Below are 17,854 nucleotides of genomic sequence, written 5' to 3' on the forward strand. Positions count from 1 at the left end.
AAACTTCAGCGGCGGGAGGGGATGAAAGATGACAAAGGCAGAGCAATTCTTGTGGTGTGTGCAAACGGCGATCCTGAGTAATCAGGTAGCTCTTTCACGCGAGATTGAGACTCGGGATATCGCCGGCCAGTTGTCGTTTAACGCGCTGGACAGACAACTGGCGCTGGCGCTGGCCGCTGCGGCCAGTATTCCCGCGGATGTGAGCGTGCGAGAGGCCGTGCGTGACTTTTGCCTGGTGCATATCGAGCGCCTTTGGTCATCGGACTACAAGGCCGCAGATTGGGTGCGTTCGCTGGCGGTCGATTAGAGGCGTTTCTCGCCTCCCAGGGCTTCGACCAGCTCGGCCATCATCTTGGCCAGCTCACCCGTCATCAGCAGCATGTCCGAATCGAATTTCTCGTCATCGTTGGCGGCCATGCCTTCATTGCCTTCCTTCAGTACATCGAGGGGAGACACGCGCTTGATATCCAGCCCTTCGGTGAGGACGAAGGAAATGCGGTCAGCCCACGTCATGGCGAGACGGGTGCATTGCTTGCCGGACTGGATGTGTCGGCGGGCGTCGTCGGCATCGATGGAGTGCTTGACGTAGCGAATGGCTGCGCCGCTCAGGCCAGATGACCGCAGTTCAGTGTCCTGATCGATGCTGAAGTTGGCCGGGGCCTCGTCGTCGGCCAGCCAGTTGGTCATGGCGGACGCGGGCGACTGGGCTACATAGAGGTTTTCTAGCGGGAACGGGTCGATGCACTTAGCCAGGATGCCGATCACCTCATCGGCCTTGTTGGAGGTTGCCGCGTCGATCACCAGCCAGCGATAGCGCGGGTCAATCCACACGCGGGTATCGCGGTAGATGCTGAAGGCGCGGGGCAGGAGTTCGTCCGTCACGCGCTCCTTGATTTCCTTCATCTGCTGGCGGCCCGGCTTGTAGCCTTGCTGCTCTTCGATTTCCTGGGCGCGGGACTTCGCCACCTGGTTGATGACCGTGCCATGGAGCTGCTTCTTTTCGGCGCGCAGGGTCAGCAGGATCTGGCCGTTGACAACGTGGGCGAGTCCGCCGTTCTCGCGGGGCTCGACCCAGCCGATGCACTGCATTTCCAAGTTCGTGCCGGGCTGGTACGCCTGGCGCGCCAGTGCGGCCTCCAGGTGATCGCCGAACAGCGACCAGGCGGCGGACAGGCGGTAGATCTTCAGGTTCTTGAACCACATGAGAGAGGACTCCGGTTTATCCCTTGGCGGCGTAAGCGGTCTTGCCGCCGTCCTGGGCTGTGATGGAGGATTCGTCGGCTTGTTGGCGCTCGCCATAGCCAAGCAGGGCGGCGGCGATGGCAATGACGCAGAAGGTGATGTTCATGAGCAGTTCGCCATGGACGCGCAGAATTCGGCGGATCATGAGGGGCTCCAAGGATCGGCCGCGACATAGCGGCGGGTGAAGTAGTTGCCAATGGGGACCAGGGCCACCGCCACGAGGGCGAGCAGCGCCAAGCCCCACCAGATGGCGGGGATAGTTGAGGGCATGGAGATTTGCGCGGTGTGCGCGGTGGTGGGTGGGCTTCGGGGAGCGGGCCGGTAGCCCGGTGAATTCCTGAAAGTCACTTTCAGCGCCGGTGACGTCGCAGCGCCGCCCGCTCTCTGAAGCCACGAAGAATGGGATTCAGGGAGTGTGTTAATTCGTAACAGCTATATCTTTGTTGCGGCTAATCATTGATAGTGGCCGCGGGAACATTTTCCCTGCAAATCTAGGACTTACATTGAAGATTGAAACTGGTATCGTGAAGTGGTTTAACAACGACAAGGGCTTCGGCTTTATCATGCCGGAGCTGGGTGGCAAAGACCTCTTCGCCCATTTCTCTGAAATTCAGGGTGATGGCCACAAATCTCTGGAAGAGAACCAGCGTGTCTCCTTCGTGGCCGGTCAAGGGCAAAAAGGCCCCACGGCAACGATGATCAAAGCGATTTAATCGGCAGCTTGCCCTAAGGCAAGTTGCTTGCGGTACAGGGGCTGGATCCATTGAAACAGTGGATCCAGCCCTTTGGTTTTGTGGGCAACAGGTTGCATTGGGCCGATGCCCCGTTGCCCGCTTTTGAATCGAAGCGGCTTGCTGAAAGGTTGAAGGGGCTTTCTGCTCCAGCACTTCTTGGTGGAGGTCGCTTTTTTTGCATTCTCATCGGCATCCGTTTGGAAATTCGATAGTGGTTCAACGAAGCTTGACCCACCGTTCTCGCTTCCATGTAAGACGTTGTCTTCTGCCGCCAAGTTTGTATTCCTGTCCAAGTCACGTAAGGTAGCCTACTTATCTTGACATGGAGAAGAAATGCCAAATAGGTACGGAAAACTCGCTTCCTGGATCTACCACCTAGATAAGCCCATTGGCCACTCATTCGGCGATCTGGAATTTTATCGGCAGCGCCTGACTGGATGTGATGGCCCGATCTTGGAACCTGCGGTCGGCAATGGCCGGGTCTTCATACCGATGCTTGAGATGGGGCTAGCGATGGAAGGTTTCGACGCGTCGCAAGACATGCTCGACTACTGTAGGCAGGAGTGCCTAAGTAGAGGTCTGGCTCCCGCACTGACCTGTCAAACATTCGAACAATTTAGCTACGATCGACGCTTCGCATGCATTGTCATGCCGGCGGGGTCGCTGCAGTTGATTACAGAGACCGCTTCTGCAATGGTCGTGCTCAAGCGGTTTTGGGATCATCTGCTGCCCGGTGGCAGGCTGATCGTAGATATTGACCCCATCGAGAGCCTCATTGGAGGGGCGAGCTCCGTGCGCAGTTGGGCGGTAGATGGCAGCGATTTGCTGACGCTGACCAGTCATCGGGCCGAGATTGATTACATCAAACAAACAACCCTTGATCATCTGCGCTACGAACACTGGCGGGATGGGGCGTTGCTGTCGACAGAGCTTGACCTATTCCATTTGCGCTGGTGGGGTGTCGAGGAGTTGGCTCTCGCATTGCGGGAAACTGGATTTGTAGATGTGGTCGTGTCGGGTGACTACCAGCATGGACGCTATCCCCGCAACGGCGCCCGGATCATCAGCTTTGAGGCGAGCCGCCCGAGTAGGTGTATTTGACCTAACCGAGCAATGCAATCGTAGTCCGCTTCTGGTTGGCGGTTGATCCTCTGTGGTTCTGCACGGTGTGTGTGGTTGTGGGCTTCGGAGAGCAGGCCGAAGGCCCGTTCATCGTTTTACGTTGGAAAGTCACTTTTGCACCGGTGACGTTGCGGCGCTGGCCCGCTCTCCGAAGCCGCGTCGCACAAGTTGATGCTGCCGTGGTCGACTTCAGATAGGCGTAATAGCCCTTCGCCTAAAATCCCAGATCTTCGACTGCGAACTCCTTGCAGGCCAGAGCATGAGCTTGAGCACGACCTTGAGAACTTGGGCTAAGCGCGTAAAACGCGATGGCCTCACCTTGTGGTTTGCGAGCAAGCATCCCAGGACGCCCTGGCACGCCAAAGCGCTAGGGGTGTTTGTTGTGGCTTACGCGTTGAGTCCAATTGACCTGATCCCGGATTTCATTCCGGTGATTGGGTACTTGGACGACGTGATCCTGCTACCGGGGTTGATCTGGCTCGCGATCAAGTTGCTGCCGGCCGACGTGCTTGTGGAATGTCGTATCAAGGCGGATGAATGGATGCGCGAGAGGGGAGCCAAACCTAGTAGCAGGATCGGTGCGGTGGCAATCGTGGCTTTGTGGGTCGCTGTCGGGATGGCCATTTGGTACTGGTTGGCCTCCTAGTGAGAGTGCGGATTCAGATTGCCTCTGTGATATCGAATTACAGCTTTCCGTTGCGGTCCAGCACGCTGAGAATGGGCGCGAGAATGTCCAGCAGGGCTTCAATGAACTTGATCATAGGTATTCCTGGGTAGGGGGAGGATCAGGCAACAGCGCCTGCCAATACTCCGCACGCGAGGCATGAGCCGGGGCTGTCAGGCGGGGAGTGCTTCGCCGTGGGCGCTGCTCCCGTTCGTGGATTTCATGTGCAGGGCTTCGCAATGGGGGCAGGTGGACAGCGTGTCCCACGATTCGCCTTCCGGCGCTGCCTTGGTGTCGATCACGCCGCCGCAGTCCGGGCATTCATAATTCGTGATTTCATCGCCGCGAGCGCGCAGGCGAGCTATGTAGTTTTCGTACTGTTGCTTCAGGCTCATGGTCATTTCCTCAGTGCTGGGGTTGCCGGCGAGGGCTCGGAACGGGCGTCAGGGTGCCGTAGTCGTCCATTACGCCGGGCAGACAATCGCCCTGAGTACTGAGGTCTACGCTTGCCCATGCAAGCCAGTACCGGCGGTCGCGGTGGAGGCGGCCGCCGAATATTCCGCCGGGGGTCTCATCCAGGTAGTCGCCGCCTAAGTGGTCGTAGGTTTCGATGGTGGACATCATCAGCGGCTTCAGGTCAGGCAGAGACCGGCGTGCAGTGGTCGACCGCCACGCAGCCGCGTTTGCCTTCAAGCCACACGACGGCGGTGTGGCCGCTCAATACTTCGGCTTCGGTCTTGGTCTTGAACGTCTGGGGTTCGGTCAGTCCTTTCACTTCGGCGTACTGGACCATTTGGCCGATCTGAACGCGAGCGTTCCAGGCATCGACCTCTTTCTGCGGGTTGGGTCTGCGGTTCATAGTTGGCTTCTCGGTGCTGCCCGTCATACGGGCAATTAACTGGGGGTTCATTTACCTGCCCAGACCTAGACGTGCTACGGTAATTGCCCCTCTACGAATCTCCTCAATCTCAACAATGAAAACGGAAAATGAGTTGAAAGCGGCAATTGACGCGGAATTGGACAGAGACCTTCTGATCGCGATATTCGGATCGCTGTCCGAAGACTCGCGCAGGAGCATCGCTCGCTCTATGAATGAATCTGTGCTGCGTCGGAATCACGTAATTCATCAAGAACTCGTTGACGAATCTGCTCGAGAGATTTCAGGAACGACGCAGCAGCAGGACAGTGGAGAGGGTCAGTCTCAAGCGTCTGAATTAACGAAAGAGCTATCGCTGCGCCAACGTGCTTGGGGCGATCTGCGAGACCGTCTAAAACTCTAAGTGCATAGGTGTAGTGACTTGCTTCGGCGTATGTTGCGCCTTGGTTCTTCCCGTCAAGCGGCATGGTTTGCTCCTCCTGTGAAATGTTCAAAATTGACCCTCCTTTTCAATAATTGGCTTCGGTAAGCGCCGCACGCGGCGGAGGCTAGAACCCGCACTTTTGGCGCTCCGGTTAACATCGAAGGGGACTTCGATCCGGGGGGACAGGGATGGGTATCCTTTCTTGCGAAAATTGTCGCGCTATCGTTCATGACAAAGTTGCAATTTGCCCGTCCTGCGGTGAGAAGGTGTTCGCCCGAAGCAGTCCGCAATTGGAAGGCGCGTTAGGGCGACAGCGGCATCGGTCATTGCGTGTAGACCTGATTGCACAAACTTTGCTTTGGGTCGCGGCAGTGGTCGCGGTGTTGTTCGCGAGTTGGTGGCTTTTTCTCACATGGGCTATGTCTGGCCCAGATCCCGTTGAGAAAAGGGCTAGGAAAGCCTGTGAATCGGCACTTCGGAGCGGATCTTTGGATGGCGGGCGAATCGCGATACCGCAGCCAAAAATCCATATTCAAGACGGCCGTTACAGGCTGGAGTGGCTTGCTGGGCAGGGGCTGACCATGCCAAATGGCTACGGCGCGAATCTCGCCGCATACGCGACCTGTTTCTACGACGGTTTTACTGGCACGATCACGAGTTTGCGCGTGAACGGTAAGTCGTTCCCGTAAATCCTGTTCAACGGGCAGTGACCTGGCGGTTTCCTGCCTTTCAGCGGGTTCGGAAAACGGCCGGGGTTATCGTCGCCACGCCCGGCTGGGCGTTGCCTGGGTTTGGAAGCCCAAGCACACAGGGTCCGGGGGCGCGCTGGCGTCTGGTTGTCCTGTTTCGCCCTTCCCCGGTGGGGGCGGGCGGCCTCGGTTGTTAAAGAGCGGTACTTCTGGTGCTGCTGCCTCTTCTCCATGCCGACTCTTTATGTGTGTGGGCTAACGTCTGCCGCCGAGGTGTCCCGAGGGTGCGGCTCCGTGGAGGTCTTGCTTCGCTGTGTTTGCAGCGCATGGGTGTAATGTGCCACAAGAAAAACTAGCATGCAAGAAAAACTAGCAAATAACGTTGTAACGGCTGCGCCGGGACGCAAAAAAAAGCCCGCTCGAGGCGGGCGGGGTTGAGGGGAAGACTTAGTAGGCCGGTGTGGCCCAGAGGGCCATTAGCACCACTAAGAGCCAGATCATGATGCGGATCATGGAGTGCTCCAGTACCTAGGCATCTTTTCACCTAGTACATGTGTAGTCATGATCAATTGGAGGTATTCGCAGGTCGCCGTTAGATATCGGCTAGCATCATGGAATCTTTTGTTACGTGGGGAGCGATGTGGTCGAAGTCACATTACGGTGGGTGCTGGGCACGCTCTTAGCGGGAGCGCCTTGGGCCGCAGCGCAGGCGAACAGCGTCGATTGCCAGAAGCCGGCGACGAAGATAGATCAGATGGTGTGTGGCAATCAGTCCCTGCTGAACCTAGACACCAAATACGCCCAGGCATACAGAGCAGCTCGGGATAGCGCCGAGGACCGCGATAAATTCATGAAGCTGGCCGCGTCCGATCTGAAGTGGCGCGCCGACAACTGCGCCGACGTAGCATGCGTAGAAGAGTGGTACGGGAATGTGACCCCAAGGTATCGTGCGTTCGCCAGTAATGCTCGGCTGCCCGCCCTGGAAAAGGGAAGGGAGCGATCAGAACCTGTCGAGTCTCGATCGTCGAAGGAAGTGAGCGTAAGTCCTAAGAATCTTGCAGTTGGTCAATGCCGAGTAGTACGTGGGTACATGTCGTCAGTTCCCCTATGGAGAGACAATGGGGTGCCGGTGGCGCAAGCATGGACCAATGTTGGGCGAGCGATTGCTGCTTTTGTACCGAGCTCCGATGTGATCCAACAGTGGGAGCAGGCAGTCAGAAGCATCTACGCATCGAGAGCAACCATCGCGGACGTTGAGAAGCGTTATGAGTCCTTGTGCGATCAATATGAAGGATTGCAGATAGCCGCGCCGAGGCCCCTCTAGTCTTGCGTGGCCCACGCCCGCTCGAGGCGGGGGTGGCCTAGTAGGCTGGCTGGCCCCAGAGGGCCAGTACCAGCACTACCACCACCCAGATGATGAACTTCATCATGCTGGCTCCTGCATCTGGGCTTCATTGCCCAGGTACATGGAAAGTCATGATCAATTGCAGGTAGTGCGCAGCGGGCAACAAAAAAGCCACCCGGAGGTGGCCTTGTTTATCAAACGTCCCTTGGCAGGCGGCGTTGAGTTTGTGCGGGATGAATGTTGTACTCAGAGACCTCCATCAATCGCGGACGCCCATCCCTGTCGACGTCGTACCAGCCCGAGACGCTAATCGTCCGGCCCAGGACTCGCTTGCTCAGGTTCTCATCGAACTTGCTGACGCAGCGTAGTGTGCCCACCCCCTCCACGCCTCTCAGCTGAAATCTACTGGAGTCTAGGTCTATTTCGCGCACTTGGCCCACAAACGAGCCACGCCTACGCTCTTTCATAAAGGGCCGAGAAGTTGCCTCGCGAAGGACTACTCGTTCTCGCTGGCCGAGCGTTCCTGTTCGAATGCTCGTGCGGGGCGCGGAGATCTCAAGCGTGTGGATTCCCTTGCGCCCTGTCGGAGCTATCTCGAATGCGGCCACTATCAACGCGTCCCTCAGCGCGGGATCTGGAAATGCGTCCATGATCTCAGAGCTCACATCAACGTCCGTCACAAATTGGGGTATGACTTGGATGCTCTGCAGCGCAGACCGAATAGACTGCACGAGCGATAAATCGGAAGCCTCCATGCCTGGCAGCGACGCCGCAATCTCCGCCAGAGCGATCCCCATGTAAAGGCTGCCAGGAGCAATGCCGGTGAGGCGAAGATCAAGCTTGCGGGCGGCGACACGCGCGTCAGCTTCCACCAACGGAGTCAGCGATTGGGCCAACTCACGAAGGCGGCGCTCCATTCGGACACCGAGCCAATTGACAGTGTCCAGCCGCGGGCTTTCATGGCCGGCACCAGGACCCTCTGCATGGAACAGGAGATCAGATTCATCTGTCAGCTTGGCAAGCTGAAAGTCTTCTTCATATAACCGAGTTACTTTGGTCAGGTAGGGATTGTTGGCCCAAAAATCTTCTTTGGTGACCAGGCCCGAGTCCTTGATGGCATCCCACATGGCGTTCGCTTGGCTCACCCACGTGAGAGCCTCACCATGCACCAGATTGCGCGTATCGTTCACCATGTCGTCACCTGTACAATGCCGCGCCGCTCCTTAGCTGGCAAGCCCTTCGCAGCGCCGGTCTTGATACCGACGTACTGGAAAAAATCCCGAAAATCATTGCCCGCTCCCGCAACCATCACATAGTAGTCTACGTGCTGTTGCGCATGCCATATGTGACGGTTTGCTTGGAAGCACACGTAACACTCGCCAATTACTGCTACTGGAAAATCAGGCGGCAGAGCGAGCACTGCTTCAATGTCCCCAGGGGCCGGCTTGTCAGAGAAATAGCTCCCTGCGAGGGTTAGCGGTGGTGGAGGCAACCCTCGTTGCGTGAAGGGCGAGCGGATAGTAGGCAGCACGCTACGTAACCCTGCCCAGATTCCCTGCCTATGAAGGTCTTCCTGCGCCCATCTTTCCGCCTCATCAAGTGCGCATTCATGGACGCCCGCAGGGAGCAGGCCACGATCATCTAATGGAGGAATCAAGTCCGACTCTCATCTGTTTGAACATGGCCAAGTTTCCAGTGGCCTTTCGCTAAAACCATCTCATCACAGCAGTATTAACTAGCTACGACCGCACCCACTGCCCCGCCTCATCATCCCGCAGCCTGGCGCCAGCCCAGGAATAGAGGATCACAGCCTGAACCCGACCCAAAAGACCCTGCCGATGATCTCGATTTCAGGGTCTTCGAAGTCCAGGTGTAGGTCAGGGTTCCCAACGAGGTTCTCCGACCTGGCGATAAAGCCGCCGTTGCCTTTGTGCAAACGCTTGACTCTGACCTCGTCACGCTGGCGAAAGGCATAGACCTTCCCATTGACGATTGAAGTCGCCGCACGGTTCACAAGGACCGTCGCCCCGTCGGGGATCAGCGGCTCCATGCTGGATCCCGTTACCGACACAGACACGGTTTGCTCCGGCGTAGCTCCAGCGGTGCGCAGAAAGTCCGCGCGGAACGAGAGGCGGCTCTTCTCATCTTCGGATAAGACGATCTCACCATGACCGGCAGAGAGGCGCACGTCTAGGCGACGGACCGCAACGAACTCGTCGGTGTCTGGATCCGTGACGGGACCCACAGCCAAATACTCAGGAGTCGTGTTCAAGGCCTTGGCGACGGCTTCCAGCCGGGCGCGCTTGGGCGCGGTCTTGCCGTTCTCCCACTGTTGAACTGTTTGCCAGGAAACGGGCACGCGCTCGGCGAGCTGTTCCATGGACAGCCCGAGCTTCTCTCTCAGGTCTTTGATTCGTTTGTGGATCGTGGGCATGCGCGCGAGATTACCCACAAGAAAGGCTTGTGTCATTGCAGGAATTTCTTGCATTGCTAGTTTTTCTTGTATAGAGTGGGCGAATGGACAAGAACCCTCATATCGCTCAAGCCATCGCCAACGCCGGCGGACCGGTGGCAACGGCTAGGAAGACCGGCGCGAACAACTACCAGACCGTCCAGCAATGGGAGAAGTCTGGAAATGTTCCGGCGGAGTACGCGACCGCCCTTGAGACGGCTTCCGGCATATCGAAGCGGCTCTTGTGCAAGCAATGGGCGAAGGTATGGCCCGAGTTGGCCGAAGAGGCGAGGGCGGCATGACATCAACACCCCGCAATTCGCACTTTGGGTTTCGCGTTCATCAGGAGCCCTCCCATGCATAGGTCGGCGCAGACGCTTGAGCTGCTTCCCACCTCCTTGGTTTTTCGCAACGGCCAGTGCGTCATGGAGGTATCGACCAGCGTTGACGGATTCTGGGTCGAACTTGGCCCAGAAGCGGGATTCGCACTGTTCATGAGGTCATCCCCAACAGGGTTCCGACTGCAGCAAGTGCGGCCGGTCCCGACTCCAGGCCTTTATCAACGAGCTTCAGTACGAGGTGTTTTGTGGTCTCGGCGGGCAGCGATCGAAGCTGATCGAGCCATCTCTTCTTTTCTGGCTGCGGGAGGTCCGATTGCAGGATCGTAGATTCAATCATCGCCTTGATGGTGTCGTCATGGAGCCGCACGGTCACTACACCGAGGATCGCGCCGAGGCCTCCATCGTCGGCAAGGAAATCCATCCCTTGCGCGGTGATGCAGGCAGCAACGACCTGAGCAGGCCCGGACATGGGGCGCACGATGGTTGCGTTGATCAAGCCGTGTTCATGCAGGTACGCAAGGTTCACGGAGCAGTCAGGGAACTCGTTTTCCCAGGAATCTACATCAACCTCGTTCGGATATTCCGCGGCCAGGCGTTGAAGGCAAATCAGCTGAGTCTCGCGATTGAGAGTCGCCATGGCAATTCCTTATCAGAAGGTGTGTGGATTGAGGGCGCAAGTCATAGCAGACGGGAGCTGCTCACTCCGCTTCGGGAGCCCTCCCATGCATAGCCTCTACGCCCGATTCGTTCTGTGGTTGATCAGACCAGCGGTGGAACGCATCGCCGATGAGCGTATTGCGGCGGCAACGCGCCAAGGCGGCGCACTTTGGCGGGCGGGAGTAGCCCTTGATGGAGTGCGCCTCCCTGGCCGCGTTGTGATTAGTTCGGAACGACTGCCGGGAGGGCGTCCATCGTGTCGGCAGCTTCGTTGAGCTTTTCCGCGATTGCTCGCGCCCCATCGGGCGTCATTCGCCAGCCGGGCGCGGCAACAAGCTTCCCGTCGAAAAGAGTTGACGGCAGGAGCGTGACAACCCGAGTGATCGGATCGATAGCGATTTCCGCATGGTCGAGGCGAGTGAAAACCGCTTGCCCGTTTTTGTTCATGGTCAGCCCCCTCCTGTTCGGGGCGAGTGCTTTGTGTGAGAGCAAACATTCTAAGGGGCTGGCCACCTGTTTTATGGAGAGGGCGCATGGATAGCGCGACGACGCCGGCCCAGCCGGCACCGCAGCCGCCGGCACCGGCAAAGCCTAGCGACAAGGTCCAGATCGGGCCGTTGGACGTGTAGGGCGCACTTCGCTTTTCCATGCAGCGCATCGTAAGGCCGCTGCTGAGCAATAGATACGTTCAGGAAATCAGGAAATGAACATCACCACTGCGGCCGATTTGACGGTGCATGAGTACAGGGGGGGGAGCGAGTCATTGGGGCCGTTGGTCGGCATTTCGGCGGCCGTCCTGCGCAACAAGGTCAATCCCAACAACAACACGCACCACCTGACCCTTGCCGAGGCGGACCGCATTGTCCGCATGACGGGGGATGCCCGGATTTTGGCGGCGTTTGCGCATAGCAACGGCTATCTGCTGGTGAAGGCTCCGGAGACATGTGGCGAAAGCGACATTTCCGTGCTGGAACAGGTTGCCGGCCTGATGGTCGCCCACGGCAAGTTTGGTCATGAGGTGTACGACGCCCTGGCCGACGGCGGCGTGGACCAGCAGGAGGTGGCACGCGTCACCGCGGCTGGACGCGTGGTCATGGAGGCTGTGGCGAGTGTTGCGAACCGTCTGAGCGGGATGGCCGAAGAATGATCCAGCGCGGAACATCGGGAGTACCCGTGCGGGCGCGAGTCCCGTCCACGGAGCGCAAGGGGGGCGCGCGGGCGCGTGCGGCCGACCAGCTCTGTAGGAGCGCTCGGTTCCAGGACTGGGTTGTTGCCCGCGTCGGCGCTGCCCCCCAGGGCGTGACAGCTAAACAGCACGCGGCGCAGTTCGTCCGCGACGTGTGCGGCATCACCAGCCGCGCCGAGCTGGATCACAACGCCCAGGCGGCCAGCTTGTTTTATCTGGCAATCCGAAAGCCGTTCATCAAGTGGAGCGGCATCTATGGCTGACTGCCTGCACATGTTCAGGGGCTACCGAGTGCCACCAGCGACGGTCGAGGCAGTGCGGCAGGCCATCATCGACACCCCGCGGCAAGTTCAAGTCGGCGCGCTACGGGCCATGGTTTCGCCTGCCATGGTGGCCGTCAGCCCTTGGCTGCGGACCACCCGGGATGACGCCGCAGCTGCTGCGGTGGAGTCGTTCCTGTTCGACGCCGTGCGCGCCGGCCTGGTCAGGCGTCACATGAACGGTTGGAAGTTCTCGCACTGGTCGCGCGTCCGAAAGCAGCGGGGCGCGGCATGACGTTGCAACGCAAGACGCCGCTTCGCCAGAAGACGCCTATGAAGCGTGGTGCGCCGCTGAAAGCGAAGGCCCCGATGATGCGCGCCAAGCCGCTGCCGCCGCCCCGAGCCTCGATGAAGGCGCGCAAGAAGGGCAAGAAGCCGCCCAAGACCGTTTATCGCAACCCGGCGCTGCTGGACCTTGCCAAGGGCGAGGAATGCTTACTGCGCGTTCCCAAGTACTGCCAGGGTGGCACGGACACCACGGTCGCCTGCCATTCCAACCGCCTGCGGGACGGCAAAGGGAAGGGCATCAAGGCCCACGACTGGGCTATCGCCTTCGGCTGCGGCGGGTGCCATTGGTTCATTGACCACTCCAAGGCCACGATGGAAATGAAGCTGTCCTATTTCATCCCGGGCTTGCGGCTTACGCGGCTGCGGATCGTTGCGATGGGCAAATGGCCGGAGGAAGCCGAGCGCGGGTATCAGCAGCTCTACGGGGAGGCGGCATGAGCGCCGTAGTCTTGAAGATGACGCCGAAATCTCCCCAGCTTGAGGAAGGCCATACGCAGATTTCCAACGAACTGCTGGAGGCGATCACTGCGCATCCGTTCAAGCAGACGACTTTGCGCGTGCTGCTGGCGCTTATCCGCAAGACCTACGGTTTCAACAAGAAGGAAGACGACCTGTCCGCCTCGCAGTTGGGCGCATTGCTGGGCGACATGAAGCGCCAGCACATCACCACGGCGCTGAATGAGCTTGCGGCGATGCGGGTCATTCACAAGCGGCCGGGCAAGTACGGCTCCATCGTGGGGATCAACAAGGACTACTCGGTGTGGCTGGATAGTCCGAAATCCGGACAGGTGAACGAATCTCGGACTAGTGGAACTACTAGTCCGAATCTCGGACAGGTGAACGAATCCGGGACTACCACTAGTCCGAATCTCGGACAGGTCGCTAGTCCGAAATTCGGACACACAAAAGACAACCTTCCAAAAGACAACCAACAAAAGGAATCTGCTGACGCAGATTCTTGCGCCGACCAGCTCGCGCTGCTTGGCGCCGAAGACGGCAATGCTCCGCCTCCCGTCGTTCAGCTTCCGCTGCAAGACGGCTCCGAGTTTCTGCCCACCGATGTCCAGCTCGCGGAGTGGAGCGCGGCTTTTCCTCAGGTCGACGTGCCGGGGGCGTTGAAGCGGATGCGGGTCTGGTGCACAGCCAAGCCGGCGAACCGCAAGACGCGCCGGGGCATCTCCGCATTCATCGTCAACTGGTTGGCCGGTGACCAGACAAAGGCAACAACCCCAGGGGCAGACCAGCGCCGCCCCGCGAAAGGAGCAAAGATCCATGGAAACTTCAGCAGCCAGGACTACCGGCATGGTGTTGACGACGATGGCCGGTTTTAACTTCGCCACGGAGGAGCGGCATTGCTCCGAGCATGGGGCGTATACCGCCATGAAGACGCCGGTAGGGTGGTCGGACTGCACCATGTGCAATGCCAAGCGCCAGCAGGCCGAGCGCTTTCGCCTGGAGGCCGAAGCCAGCCGCCTGACCATCATGCGCCAGGCCGAGGTGCCCTTGCGCTATCACGGCAAGACGCTGGATAACTACGACGCCTCGAACGAAGGCCAGGGACGCGCACTGCGTGTGGCGACCGAGTACGCCGATAGTTTCGCCACTGCGCGGGCCGCAGGCCGCGGGCTGATCTTCTGCGGCACTCCGGGAACGGGAAAAACGCATTTGGCCGTGGGGATCATGCATCAGGTGCTGGAGGCCGGGTACTCCGCGCGCTTTGCCGTGGTGCTGGACGCCATGCAGGCGGTGAAAAGCACGTATCGCCGGGACGCGGCCAGCACCGAGGCCGCCGTGTTGGAGAAGCTGACGGCGCCCGACCTTCTGGTGCTGGACGAGATCGGAAACCAGTACGGGTCCGACACCGAGCGGATGATCCTGACGAACGTCATCAACAACCGCTACAACGCGATGAAGCCCACCATCATGCTGAGCAACTTGGCAAAGGACAAGCTGGGGGCGGAGCTGGGCGAGCGCGTCATTGACCGGATGCGCGAAGGCGGCGGGCGCATGGTCATCTTTGACTGGGACAGCCACCGGGGGGCGCACGCATGAAGCCCTGGCCGAATATTGGCGTCAAGCGCTCGCCTCGCTGTTCGAGCGGTGCGGCGAAGCTCGCTGGCCCGAGCGAAGACACCATCCAGGCCCAGGTGATCAGGTGGGCGACCCTTCAGGCCGGGGTATGTCCGGAGCTCGCGCGACTCTTCCATGTTCCCAACGGCGGCCAGCGCCATGCGGCAGTGGCGGCAAAGCTGAAGGGGCAGGGCGTGAAGCCTGGGGTGCCAGACCTCTGTTTACCCGTGCCGCGCTTCGGATGCCCCGGGCTGTGGATCGAAATGAAGACCAGCGACGGCCGGGTCAGCACAAATCAGAAGGATTGGATTGCATACCTCAAGGGTGCGGGATATCGCGTCGAGGTGTGCCGGAGCTTCGATGAGGCGCGGGGCGTCCTACTGGACTACCTGAATCCGAAAGTGCCTTTCTCCCTGGGGGTGATTTGATGACTTCGGGACGAAATGCGGCATTGCTGGCAGGACAGACAGCGCTGGCTCAGAAGATCTATGTAGTCCTGCCGGCCGAGCGCACCACTGCCTTTACTGCGTTGCGGATTGCTCAGGCTATTAAGGACGCCACGGGCGCATCCCCGGATATCCACACCATGCGCGGATGTTTGAGGAGGCTGAGGGAGGCGGGTCTGATCAAAGAGGTTGTGCCGGGGTCGTTCCGGCGCATTGAGGTGAAGGAAAAATTGACGATGACGAATCAGGGGCAGCAGATGATGAGCAACAACTCCAACGGCAAGGAACCCGTTGATGTACTCGGGGGCGCAAAGCAAGCGGCGCCCATGGACGTGCTGGTGATCATCGCCGAAAAGGTTCGGACGGTTATGGCTGGGCTGGGGACGTTGGCCGAAGAGATCGACCAAGCCGCAATCATGATCGAGGAACGCACCGCAGCGAATGCTAATGAGCTGGCCAAGGTCAAACAGATCGCCACGTTGCTCAAGGAGCTGGGCTAAGGCTCGGGGGCGCAATGGCTGACCGATTCGACGCTAACGCCGTTTTGTGGAACTGGGCGCGCTGGTGCTGGTCCGGTGCATCAGTCGGAAACATGGTGTGGTACGAGCCGGCGACTGAGGATTACCACCCCATCGAGGTGGACCATGCGATGGCGGTTGAGCGTCTGCATCAGGCGCTACCTCTCCTTGAACGCATGATCATCATCGCCGAGTATCCGCAGCGTCATGAACGGTTCGCAGGGCTGGAGGCGCACCAGCGGCGCTCGGCAGCCCTGCGCTGGATTGCCCAGGTGACGGGCAAGGCAATTTCGGCCACCGAATACAGGCTGTATCTGGGGCTTTTCAAAGACAAGGTGAAACGTGAAGTTTGCTAAGGAAATCATCGGGTTGATGGCCCCGTATCCCGGCCGAGAATTCAAGATGGCGGATCTCGTGAGAGCCGCGACGGGGGCGCGGGAACTGACAATCAAGGAACGCACGGCGGCGCGGCAAGGCGTACTGCGCGCGGTCACCGCACTTATCGACCACGGGCAAGTGTTGCGCCGGCCCAGCCGCCCCGGTGTTCGCAACGCTGCTGTGTACCGGTGGAAAAGTGCGACATGAAGTAGTTGATTAGTGCGACAGGAACCGCGACAATTTGTCCGTCCACAGGTGCGCCCGCATGTAATGCACCCGAAAACCCGCCAGGCGAAAGCAGGCGGGTTTTTTCATGCACCTCGCGGAGGTGGTGACTAGTCAAGGCTTGACTCTCATGGACACGTCCACATGCGTGCCACGATCAAAATCTGCTCCTGGTGTTTTTTCCCATTGAGGAAGAGAAAGCAATTCTTTGCCAACTTCGCCAGTTTGGATGCGGCGAGCAACGTCATCTAGCAATTGGGTGCGATTCGCAAAGTTCCTGCCGCTCAATCCACCGATGAAAAGTCGATAGGTGAGGTTGGGCATTTGGCCCTTCATGACTCCCAGATCGAGCACTTGACCTTGCTCGTTTCGAATTAGCAGATGACCAGGGCGGGCATAGATCCGATAGATGCGCCATGGTGACGAAATCGCCGCGTGGGTCGGCTTCGTTCCTACACTCGGCTCTCGTTTCGCGCTTTGGGGCGGGGTTGGTGGAAGGAGCTTGACAAAGGCATGAGCGAACTTAGCAATGGACCTTCTGAGTGCTCTCACCTGGCTGTCGCTAATATCACGAACGTTGCCCTTTGCCGATTAAGCAGGGTAGGTGGGTTCTGCTGGCGTTGTGCTCGATGCATATTTGCACTCCTAAATGGCGAGGCGGCGAGGTGACGCACGTTCAAGCGCCAAATTCTCAGGGTACGCGACTTGTGACTCGCAAATTGGAACAATGGAAGGTCGTTACACAAAACTCGGCTAAATGTGGTGCCATGCAAGATCGGCCTGCTGACAAAGGGCTCCAACCTTGGTTTGGTGCTATTTGGAAACGCAGGTTGACTTTCGGAGATTACGCAACCATAGTGACTAAGCGGCTTTTCGAGCAACGCGATTTCCGTCCGGTCTTGCGCCCTCAAGGTGCTTCATTGTTCGCAGTCCTTTCCTTGACTAGCTCCCTTTTCGGGCGTTGCCCGCCATGTCAGGAGTCGAAGAATGGAAACCGGAATTGTTAAGTGGTTCAATGATGCTAAGGGCTTTGGGTTCATCATGCCGGAGGATGGTGGCAAGGACCTATTTGCTCATTTCTCTGAAATCGTGAGCGGCGATGGCCACAAAGTTTTGGTCGAGAATCAACGTGTTAGCTACGTAACCGCGCAAGGGGCTAAAGGCCCGCATGCAACGCAAATTCGCGCATTGTGAACAACGGTCCTGGACTGATGAACGGACAGGGAGGACTAATGTTCCATAACAACATGGTCTATAAAGGTTATCGACTGACAGCTAGTGTCTCTCGCATATCGGCTGGCGGCAGTCGTCGGCCCGCCTTTATCGCAACTGTGGCATTGGGTGCCGTTTCGGACCAACATGAGTTGAACGAGCCACAAGTAGTACCGCTTTTTGCCTCAGGAGGCTTTGTTTCAAGCCCAGTAATGGCGGTAGATGCGGCCATAAATCATGGGCGTAATTTGGTCGACGCTTACGTGCGGCCTTCCTGAGCAGCGTCCGCCAGTCTGCCTCACAGCGGGCTTTAGCTATGTTTCGATAGGCGGCGCGATGTTGATTCAGCAAATGAGCAGGTACGATCTGGCAAATCGACTGCGCGAGATGGCGGATGCGATAGAGCGAAACGTACTCATCCATTGGGCCACGCTTGAGATGAGCGCGATGTCCGCTGGAGAGTTTGCGTCGGGTGAATGTCCCGGGGCCGAAGGACAAATGCGAGGCCCAACAGCGCCAGAGAGTGTGGTCGAGCAAACCATTACGATCAGGCTGATGCGCGAAGGCTGAGCGTTTTGCCTGTCTAAATCACAATGATGAATCTGAATCCGCCCCGAGAATTGCGGGCGGATTTTTTTGCATTTCTACGCGCTTTGCGCGGCGT

The 17,854-nt window shown here is 58.6% G+C and carries 31 protein-coding genes; 17 read left to right on the forward strand and 14 right to left on the reverse strand.

Annotation, left to right across the window (positions count from 1 at the left end; all coding sequences use genetic code 11):
• Positions 1 to 28 precede the first annotated feature (28 nt).
• Positions 29 to 307 (forward strand): hypothetical protein, encoded by a 279-nt coding sequence (locus ACM1PE_RS08775; RefSeq protein WP_419343005.1) that lies wholly within the window; start codon positions 29 to 31, stop codon positions 305 to 307.
• On the opposite strand, the gene ACM1PE_RS08780 is transcribed toward ACM1PE_RS08775, so the two are convergent.
• From ACM1PE_RS08780 to ACM1PE_RS08790, 3 genes are read right to left on the reverse strand one after another with little or no spacing between them, the layout of a single operon-like run.
• A complete protein-coding gene (locus tag ACM1PE_RS08780; RefSeq protein WP_419343006.1) occupies positions 304 to 1,203 on the reverse strand; it encodes a recombination-associated protein RdgC in 900 nt (299 codons plus the stop codon). The genes ACM1PE_RS08775 and ACM1PE_RS08780 overlap by 4 nt on opposite strands.
• Positions 1,204 to 1,219: 16 nt before the next feature.
• The gene (locus tag ACM1PE_RS08785) at positions 1,220 to 1,387 is read right to left on the reverse strand and encodes a hypothetical protein (protein WP_419343007.1); all 168 of its coding nucleotides are present in this window, start codon (positions 1,385 to 1,387) and stop codon (positions 1,220 to 1,222) included.
• Positions 1,384 to 1,512, reverse strand: coding sequence for a hypothetical protein (locus ACM1PE_RS08790; RefSeq protein WP_419343008.1), 129 nt, complete (start codon positions 1,510 to 1,512; stop codon positions 1,384 to 1,386). The genes ACM1PE_RS08785 and ACM1PE_RS08790 overlap by 4 nt, the downstream gene beginning before the upstream one ends.
• A gap of 233 nt (positions 1,513 to 1,745) precedes the next feature.
• On the opposite strand from ACM1PE_RS08790, the gene ACM1PE_RS08795 reads away from it, so the two are divergent.
• The gene (locus ACM1PE_RS08795; RefSeq protein WP_054451283.1) at positions 1,746 to 1,955 is read left to right on the forward strand and encodes a cold-shock protein; all 210 of its coding nucleotides are present in this window, start codon (positions 1,746 to 1,748) and stop codon (positions 1,953 to 1,955) included.
• Here ACM1PE_RS08795 and ACM1PE_RS08800 read toward each other — a convergent pair.
• Positions 1,952 to 2,251 carry a hypothetical protein gene (locus tag ACM1PE_RS08800; protein ID WP_419343010.1) on the reverse strand — a complete coding sequence of 100 codons (300 nt, stop codon included), beginning with the start codon at positions 2,249 to 2,251 and terminating at the stop codon, positions 1,952 to 1,954. The genes ACM1PE_RS08795 and ACM1PE_RS08800 overlap by 4 nt on opposite strands.
• A gap of 58 nt (positions 2,252 to 2,309) precedes the next feature.
• Here ACM1PE_RS08800 and ACM1PE_RS08805 point away from each other — a divergent pair, with 58 nt between their 5' ends.
• Positions 2,310 to 3,077: a methyltransferase domain-containing protein gene (locus ACM1PE_RS08805; protein WP_419343011.1), complete on the forward strand. Its 768-nt coding sequence runs from the start codon at positions 2,310 to 2,312 to the stop codon at positions 3,075 to 3,077.
• A 280-nt stretch (positions 3,078 to 3,357) separates the two neighbouring features.
• Positions 3,358 to 3,744 (forward strand): YkvA family protein, encoded by a 387-nt coding sequence (locus tag ACM1PE_RS08810; RefSeq protein ID WP_419343012.1) that lies wholly within the window; start codon positions 3,358 to 3,360, stop codon positions 3,742 to 3,744.
• Positions 3,745 to 3,935: 191 nt separating this feature from the next.
• On the opposite strand, the gene ACM1PE_RS08815 is transcribed toward ACM1PE_RS08810, so the two are convergent.
• The 4 genes from ACM1PE_RS08815 to ACM1PE_RS08830 all read right to left on the reverse strand — a co-directional run bounded on the left by ACM1PE_RS08815 (position 3,936) and on the right by ACM1PE_RS08830 (position 5,133).
• Positions 3,936 to 4,157: a hypothetical protein gene (locus ACM1PE_RS08815; protein ID WP_419343013.1), complete on the reverse strand. Its 222-nt coding sequence runs from the start codon at positions 4,155 to 4,157 to the stop codon at positions 3,936 to 3,938.
• 10 nt (positions 4,158 to 4,167) lie between these two features.
• Complete coding sequence (locus tag ACM1PE_RS08820) at positions 4,168 to 4,386, reverse strand: hypothetical protein (RefSeq protein WP_419343014.1); 219 nt, start codon at positions 4,384 to 4,386, stop codon at positions 4,168 to 4,170.
• Between the two features lie 13 nt (positions 4,387 to 4,399).
• Positions 4,400 to 4,621, reverse strand: coding sequence for a hypothetical protein (locus tag ACM1PE_RS08825; protein WP_419343015.1), 222 nt, complete (start codon positions 4,619 to 4,621; stop codon positions 4,400 to 4,402).
• A gap of 227 nt (positions 4,622 to 4,848) precedes the next feature.
• Complete coding sequence (locus ACM1PE_RS08830) at positions 4,849 to 5,133, reverse strand: hypothetical protein (protein ID WP_419343016.1); 285 nt, start codon at positions 5,131 to 5,133, stop codon at positions 4,849 to 4,851.
• A 118-nt stretch (positions 5,134 to 5,251) separates the two neighbouring features.
• Here ACM1PE_RS08830 and ACM1PE_RS08835 point away from each other — a divergent pair, with 118 nt between their 5' ends.
• Positions 5,252 to 5,752 (forward strand): hypothetical protein, encoded by a 501-nt coding sequence (locus tag ACM1PE_RS08835; protein WP_419343018.1) that lies wholly within the window; start codon positions 5,252 to 5,254, stop codon positions 5,750 to 5,752.
• Positions 5,753 to 7,291: 1,539 nt separating this feature from the next.
• Here ACM1PE_RS08835 and ACM1PE_RS08840 read toward each other — a convergent pair.
• The 3 genes from ACM1PE_RS08840 to ACM1PE_RS08850 form a co-directional block, all read right to left on the reverse strand.
• The gene (locus tag ACM1PE_RS08840; protein ID WP_419343019.1) at positions 7,292 to 8,290 is read right to left on the reverse strand and encodes a hypothetical protein; all 999 of its coding nucleotides are present in this window, start codon (positions 8,288 to 8,290) and stop codon (positions 7,292 to 7,294) included.
• The gene (locus ACM1PE_RS08845; protein WP_419343020.1) at positions 8,284 to 8,754 is read right to left on the reverse strand and encodes a DUF6932 family protein; all 471 of its coding nucleotides are present in this window, start codon (positions 8,752 to 8,754) and stop codon (positions 8,284 to 8,286) included. The genes ACM1PE_RS08840 and ACM1PE_RS08845 overlap by 7 nt, the downstream gene beginning before the upstream one ends.
• Before the next feature lie 147 nt (positions 8,755 to 8,901).
• Positions 8,902 to 9,585 carry a helix-turn-helix transcriptional regulator gene (locus ACM1PE_RS08850; RefSeq protein ID WP_346546909.1) on the reverse strand — a complete coding sequence of 228 codons (684 nt, stop codon included), beginning with the start codon at positions 9,583 to 9,585 and terminating at the stop codon, positions 8,902 to 8,904.
• A 29-nt stretch (positions 9,586 to 9,614) separates the two neighbouring features.
• Between ACM1PE_RS08850 and ACM1PE_RS08855 the strand changes: the two genes are divergently transcribed.
• On the forward strand, positions 9,615 to 9,851 hold the full coding sequence (locus ACM1PE_RS08855) for a carph-isopro domain-containing protein (RefSeq protein WP_192354962.1): 237 nt from the start codon (positions 9,615 to 9,617) through the stop codon (positions 9,849 to 9,851).
• Between the two features lie 190 nt (positions 9,852 to 10,041).
• On the opposite strand, the gene ACM1PE_RS08860 is transcribed toward ACM1PE_RS08855, so the two are convergent.
• Together ACM1PE_RS08860 and ACM1PE_RS08865 are read right to left on the reverse strand one after the other, a co-directional pair.
• Positions 10,042 to 10,527, reverse strand: coding sequence for a hypothetical protein (locus tag ACM1PE_RS08860; protein WP_175214210.1), 486 nt, complete (start codon positions 10,525 to 10,527; stop codon positions 10,042 to 10,044).
• Between the two features lie 242 nt (positions 10,528 to 10,769).
• The gene (locus ACM1PE_RS08865; RefSeq protein WP_419343021.1) at positions 10,770 to 10,994 is read right to left on the reverse strand and encodes a hypothetical protein; all 225 of its coding nucleotides are present in this window, start codon (positions 10,992 to 10,994) and stop codon (positions 10,770 to 10,772) included.
• A gap of 256 nt (positions 10,995 to 11,250) precedes the next feature.
• Here ACM1PE_RS08865 and ACM1PE_RS08870 point away from each other — a divergent pair, with 256 nt between their 5' ends.
• The 9 genes from ACM1PE_RS08870 (at position 11,251) to ACM1PE_RS08910 (ending at position 15,731) form a co-directional block, all read left to right on the forward strand.
• Positions 11,251 to 11,694: a phage regulatory CII family protein gene (locus ACM1PE_RS08870; RefSeq protein ID WP_419343022.1), complete on the forward strand. Its 444-nt coding sequence runs from the start codon at positions 11,251 to 11,253 to the stop codon at positions 11,692 to 11,694.
• A 152-nt stretch (positions 11,695 to 11,846) separates the two neighbouring features.
• Positions 11,847 to 11,996, forward strand: coding sequence for a hypothetical protein (locus ACM1PE_RS08875; protein ID WP_419343023.1), 150 nt, complete (start codon positions 11,847 to 11,849; stop codon positions 11,994 to 11,996).
• Between the two features lie 28 nt (positions 11,997 to 12,024).
• Complete coding sequence (locus ACM1PE_RS08880; protein WP_419343024.1) at positions 12,025 to 12,288, forward strand: hypothetical protein; 264 nt, start codon at positions 12,025 to 12,027, stop codon at positions 12,286 to 12,288.
• The gene (locus tag ACM1PE_RS08885; RefSeq protein WP_419343025.1) at positions 12,285 to 12,779 is read left to right on the forward strand and encodes a nuclease domain-containing protein; all 495 of its coding nucleotides are present in this window, start codon (positions 12,285 to 12,287) and stop codon (positions 12,777 to 12,779) included. The genes ACM1PE_RS08880 and ACM1PE_RS08885 overlap by 4 nt, the downstream gene beginning before the upstream one ends.
• Positions 12,776 to 13,672, forward strand: a complete 897-nt coding sequence (locus ACM1PE_RS08890) for a replication protein (RefSeq protein ID WP_419343026.1) — start codon at positions 12,776 to 12,778, stop codon at positions 13,670 to 13,672. Before ACM1PE_RS08885 ends, ACM1PE_RS08890 begins: the two co-directional genes overlap by 4 nt.
• Positions 13,614 to 14,393: an ATP-binding protein gene (locus tag ACM1PE_RS08895; RefSeq protein WP_419343027.1), complete on the forward strand. Its 780-nt coding sequence runs from the start codon at positions 13,614 to 13,616 to the stop codon at positions 14,391 to 14,393. Before ACM1PE_RS08890 ends, ACM1PE_RS08895 begins: the two co-directional genes overlap by 59 nt.
• Entirely contained in the window at positions 14,390 to 14,839 is a 450-nt protein-coding gene (locus tag ACM1PE_RS08900; RefSeq protein WP_419343028.1) for a VRR-NUC domain-containing protein, read from the forward strand. The genes ACM1PE_RS08895 and ACM1PE_RS08900 overlap by 4 nt, the downstream gene beginning before the upstream one ends.
• Complete coding sequence (locus ACM1PE_RS08905; protein ID WP_419343029.1) at positions 14,839 to 15,357, forward strand: hypothetical protein; 519 nt, start codon at positions 14,839 to 14,841, stop codon at positions 15,355 to 15,357. The genes ACM1PE_RS08900 and ACM1PE_RS08905 overlap by 1 nt, the downstream gene beginning before the upstream one ends.
• Positions 15,358 to 15,371: 14 nt before the next feature.
• Complete coding sequence (locus tag ACM1PE_RS08910) at positions 15,372 to 15,731, forward strand: hypothetical protein (RefSeq protein WP_059374244.1); 360 nt, start codon at positions 15,372 to 15,374, stop codon at positions 15,729 to 15,731.
• Positions 15,732 to 16,092: 361 nt separating this feature from the next.
• On the opposite strand, the gene ACM1PE_RS08915 is transcribed toward ACM1PE_RS08910, so the two are convergent.
• Positions 16,093 to 16,530 carry a hypothetical protein gene (locus ACM1PE_RS08915; protein WP_306636389.1) on the reverse strand — a complete coding sequence of 146 codons (438 nt, stop codon included), beginning with the start codon at positions 16,528 to 16,530 and terminating at the stop codon, positions 16,093 to 16,095.
• A 435-nt stretch (positions 16,531 to 16,965) separates the two neighbouring features.
• On the opposite strand from ACM1PE_RS08915, the gene ACM1PE_RS08920 reads away from it, so the two are divergent.
• Positions 16,966 to 17,172 carry a cold-shock protein gene (locus tag ACM1PE_RS08920; RefSeq protein WP_054453614.1) on the forward strand — a complete coding sequence of 69 codons (207 nt, stop codon included), beginning with the start codon at positions 16,966 to 16,968 and terminating at the stop codon, positions 17,170 to 17,172.
• 354 nt (positions 17,173 to 17,526) lie between these two features.
• The gene (locus ACM1PE_RS08925) at positions 17,527 to 17,760 is read left to right on the forward strand and encodes a hypothetical protein (RefSeq protein WP_419343030.1); all 234 of its coding nucleotides are present in this window, start codon (positions 17,527 to 17,529) and stop codon (positions 17,758 to 17,760) included.
• Positions 17,761 to 17,854 lie beyond the last annotated feature (94 nt).

The organism is Achromobacter sp. PD1 (genome assembly GCF_048541815.1).
In the GTDB taxonomy this organism is placed as follows: Bacteria; Pseudomonadota; Gammaproteobacteria; order Burkholderiales; family Burkholderiaceae_B; genus Achromobacter; species Achromobacter bronchisepticus_A.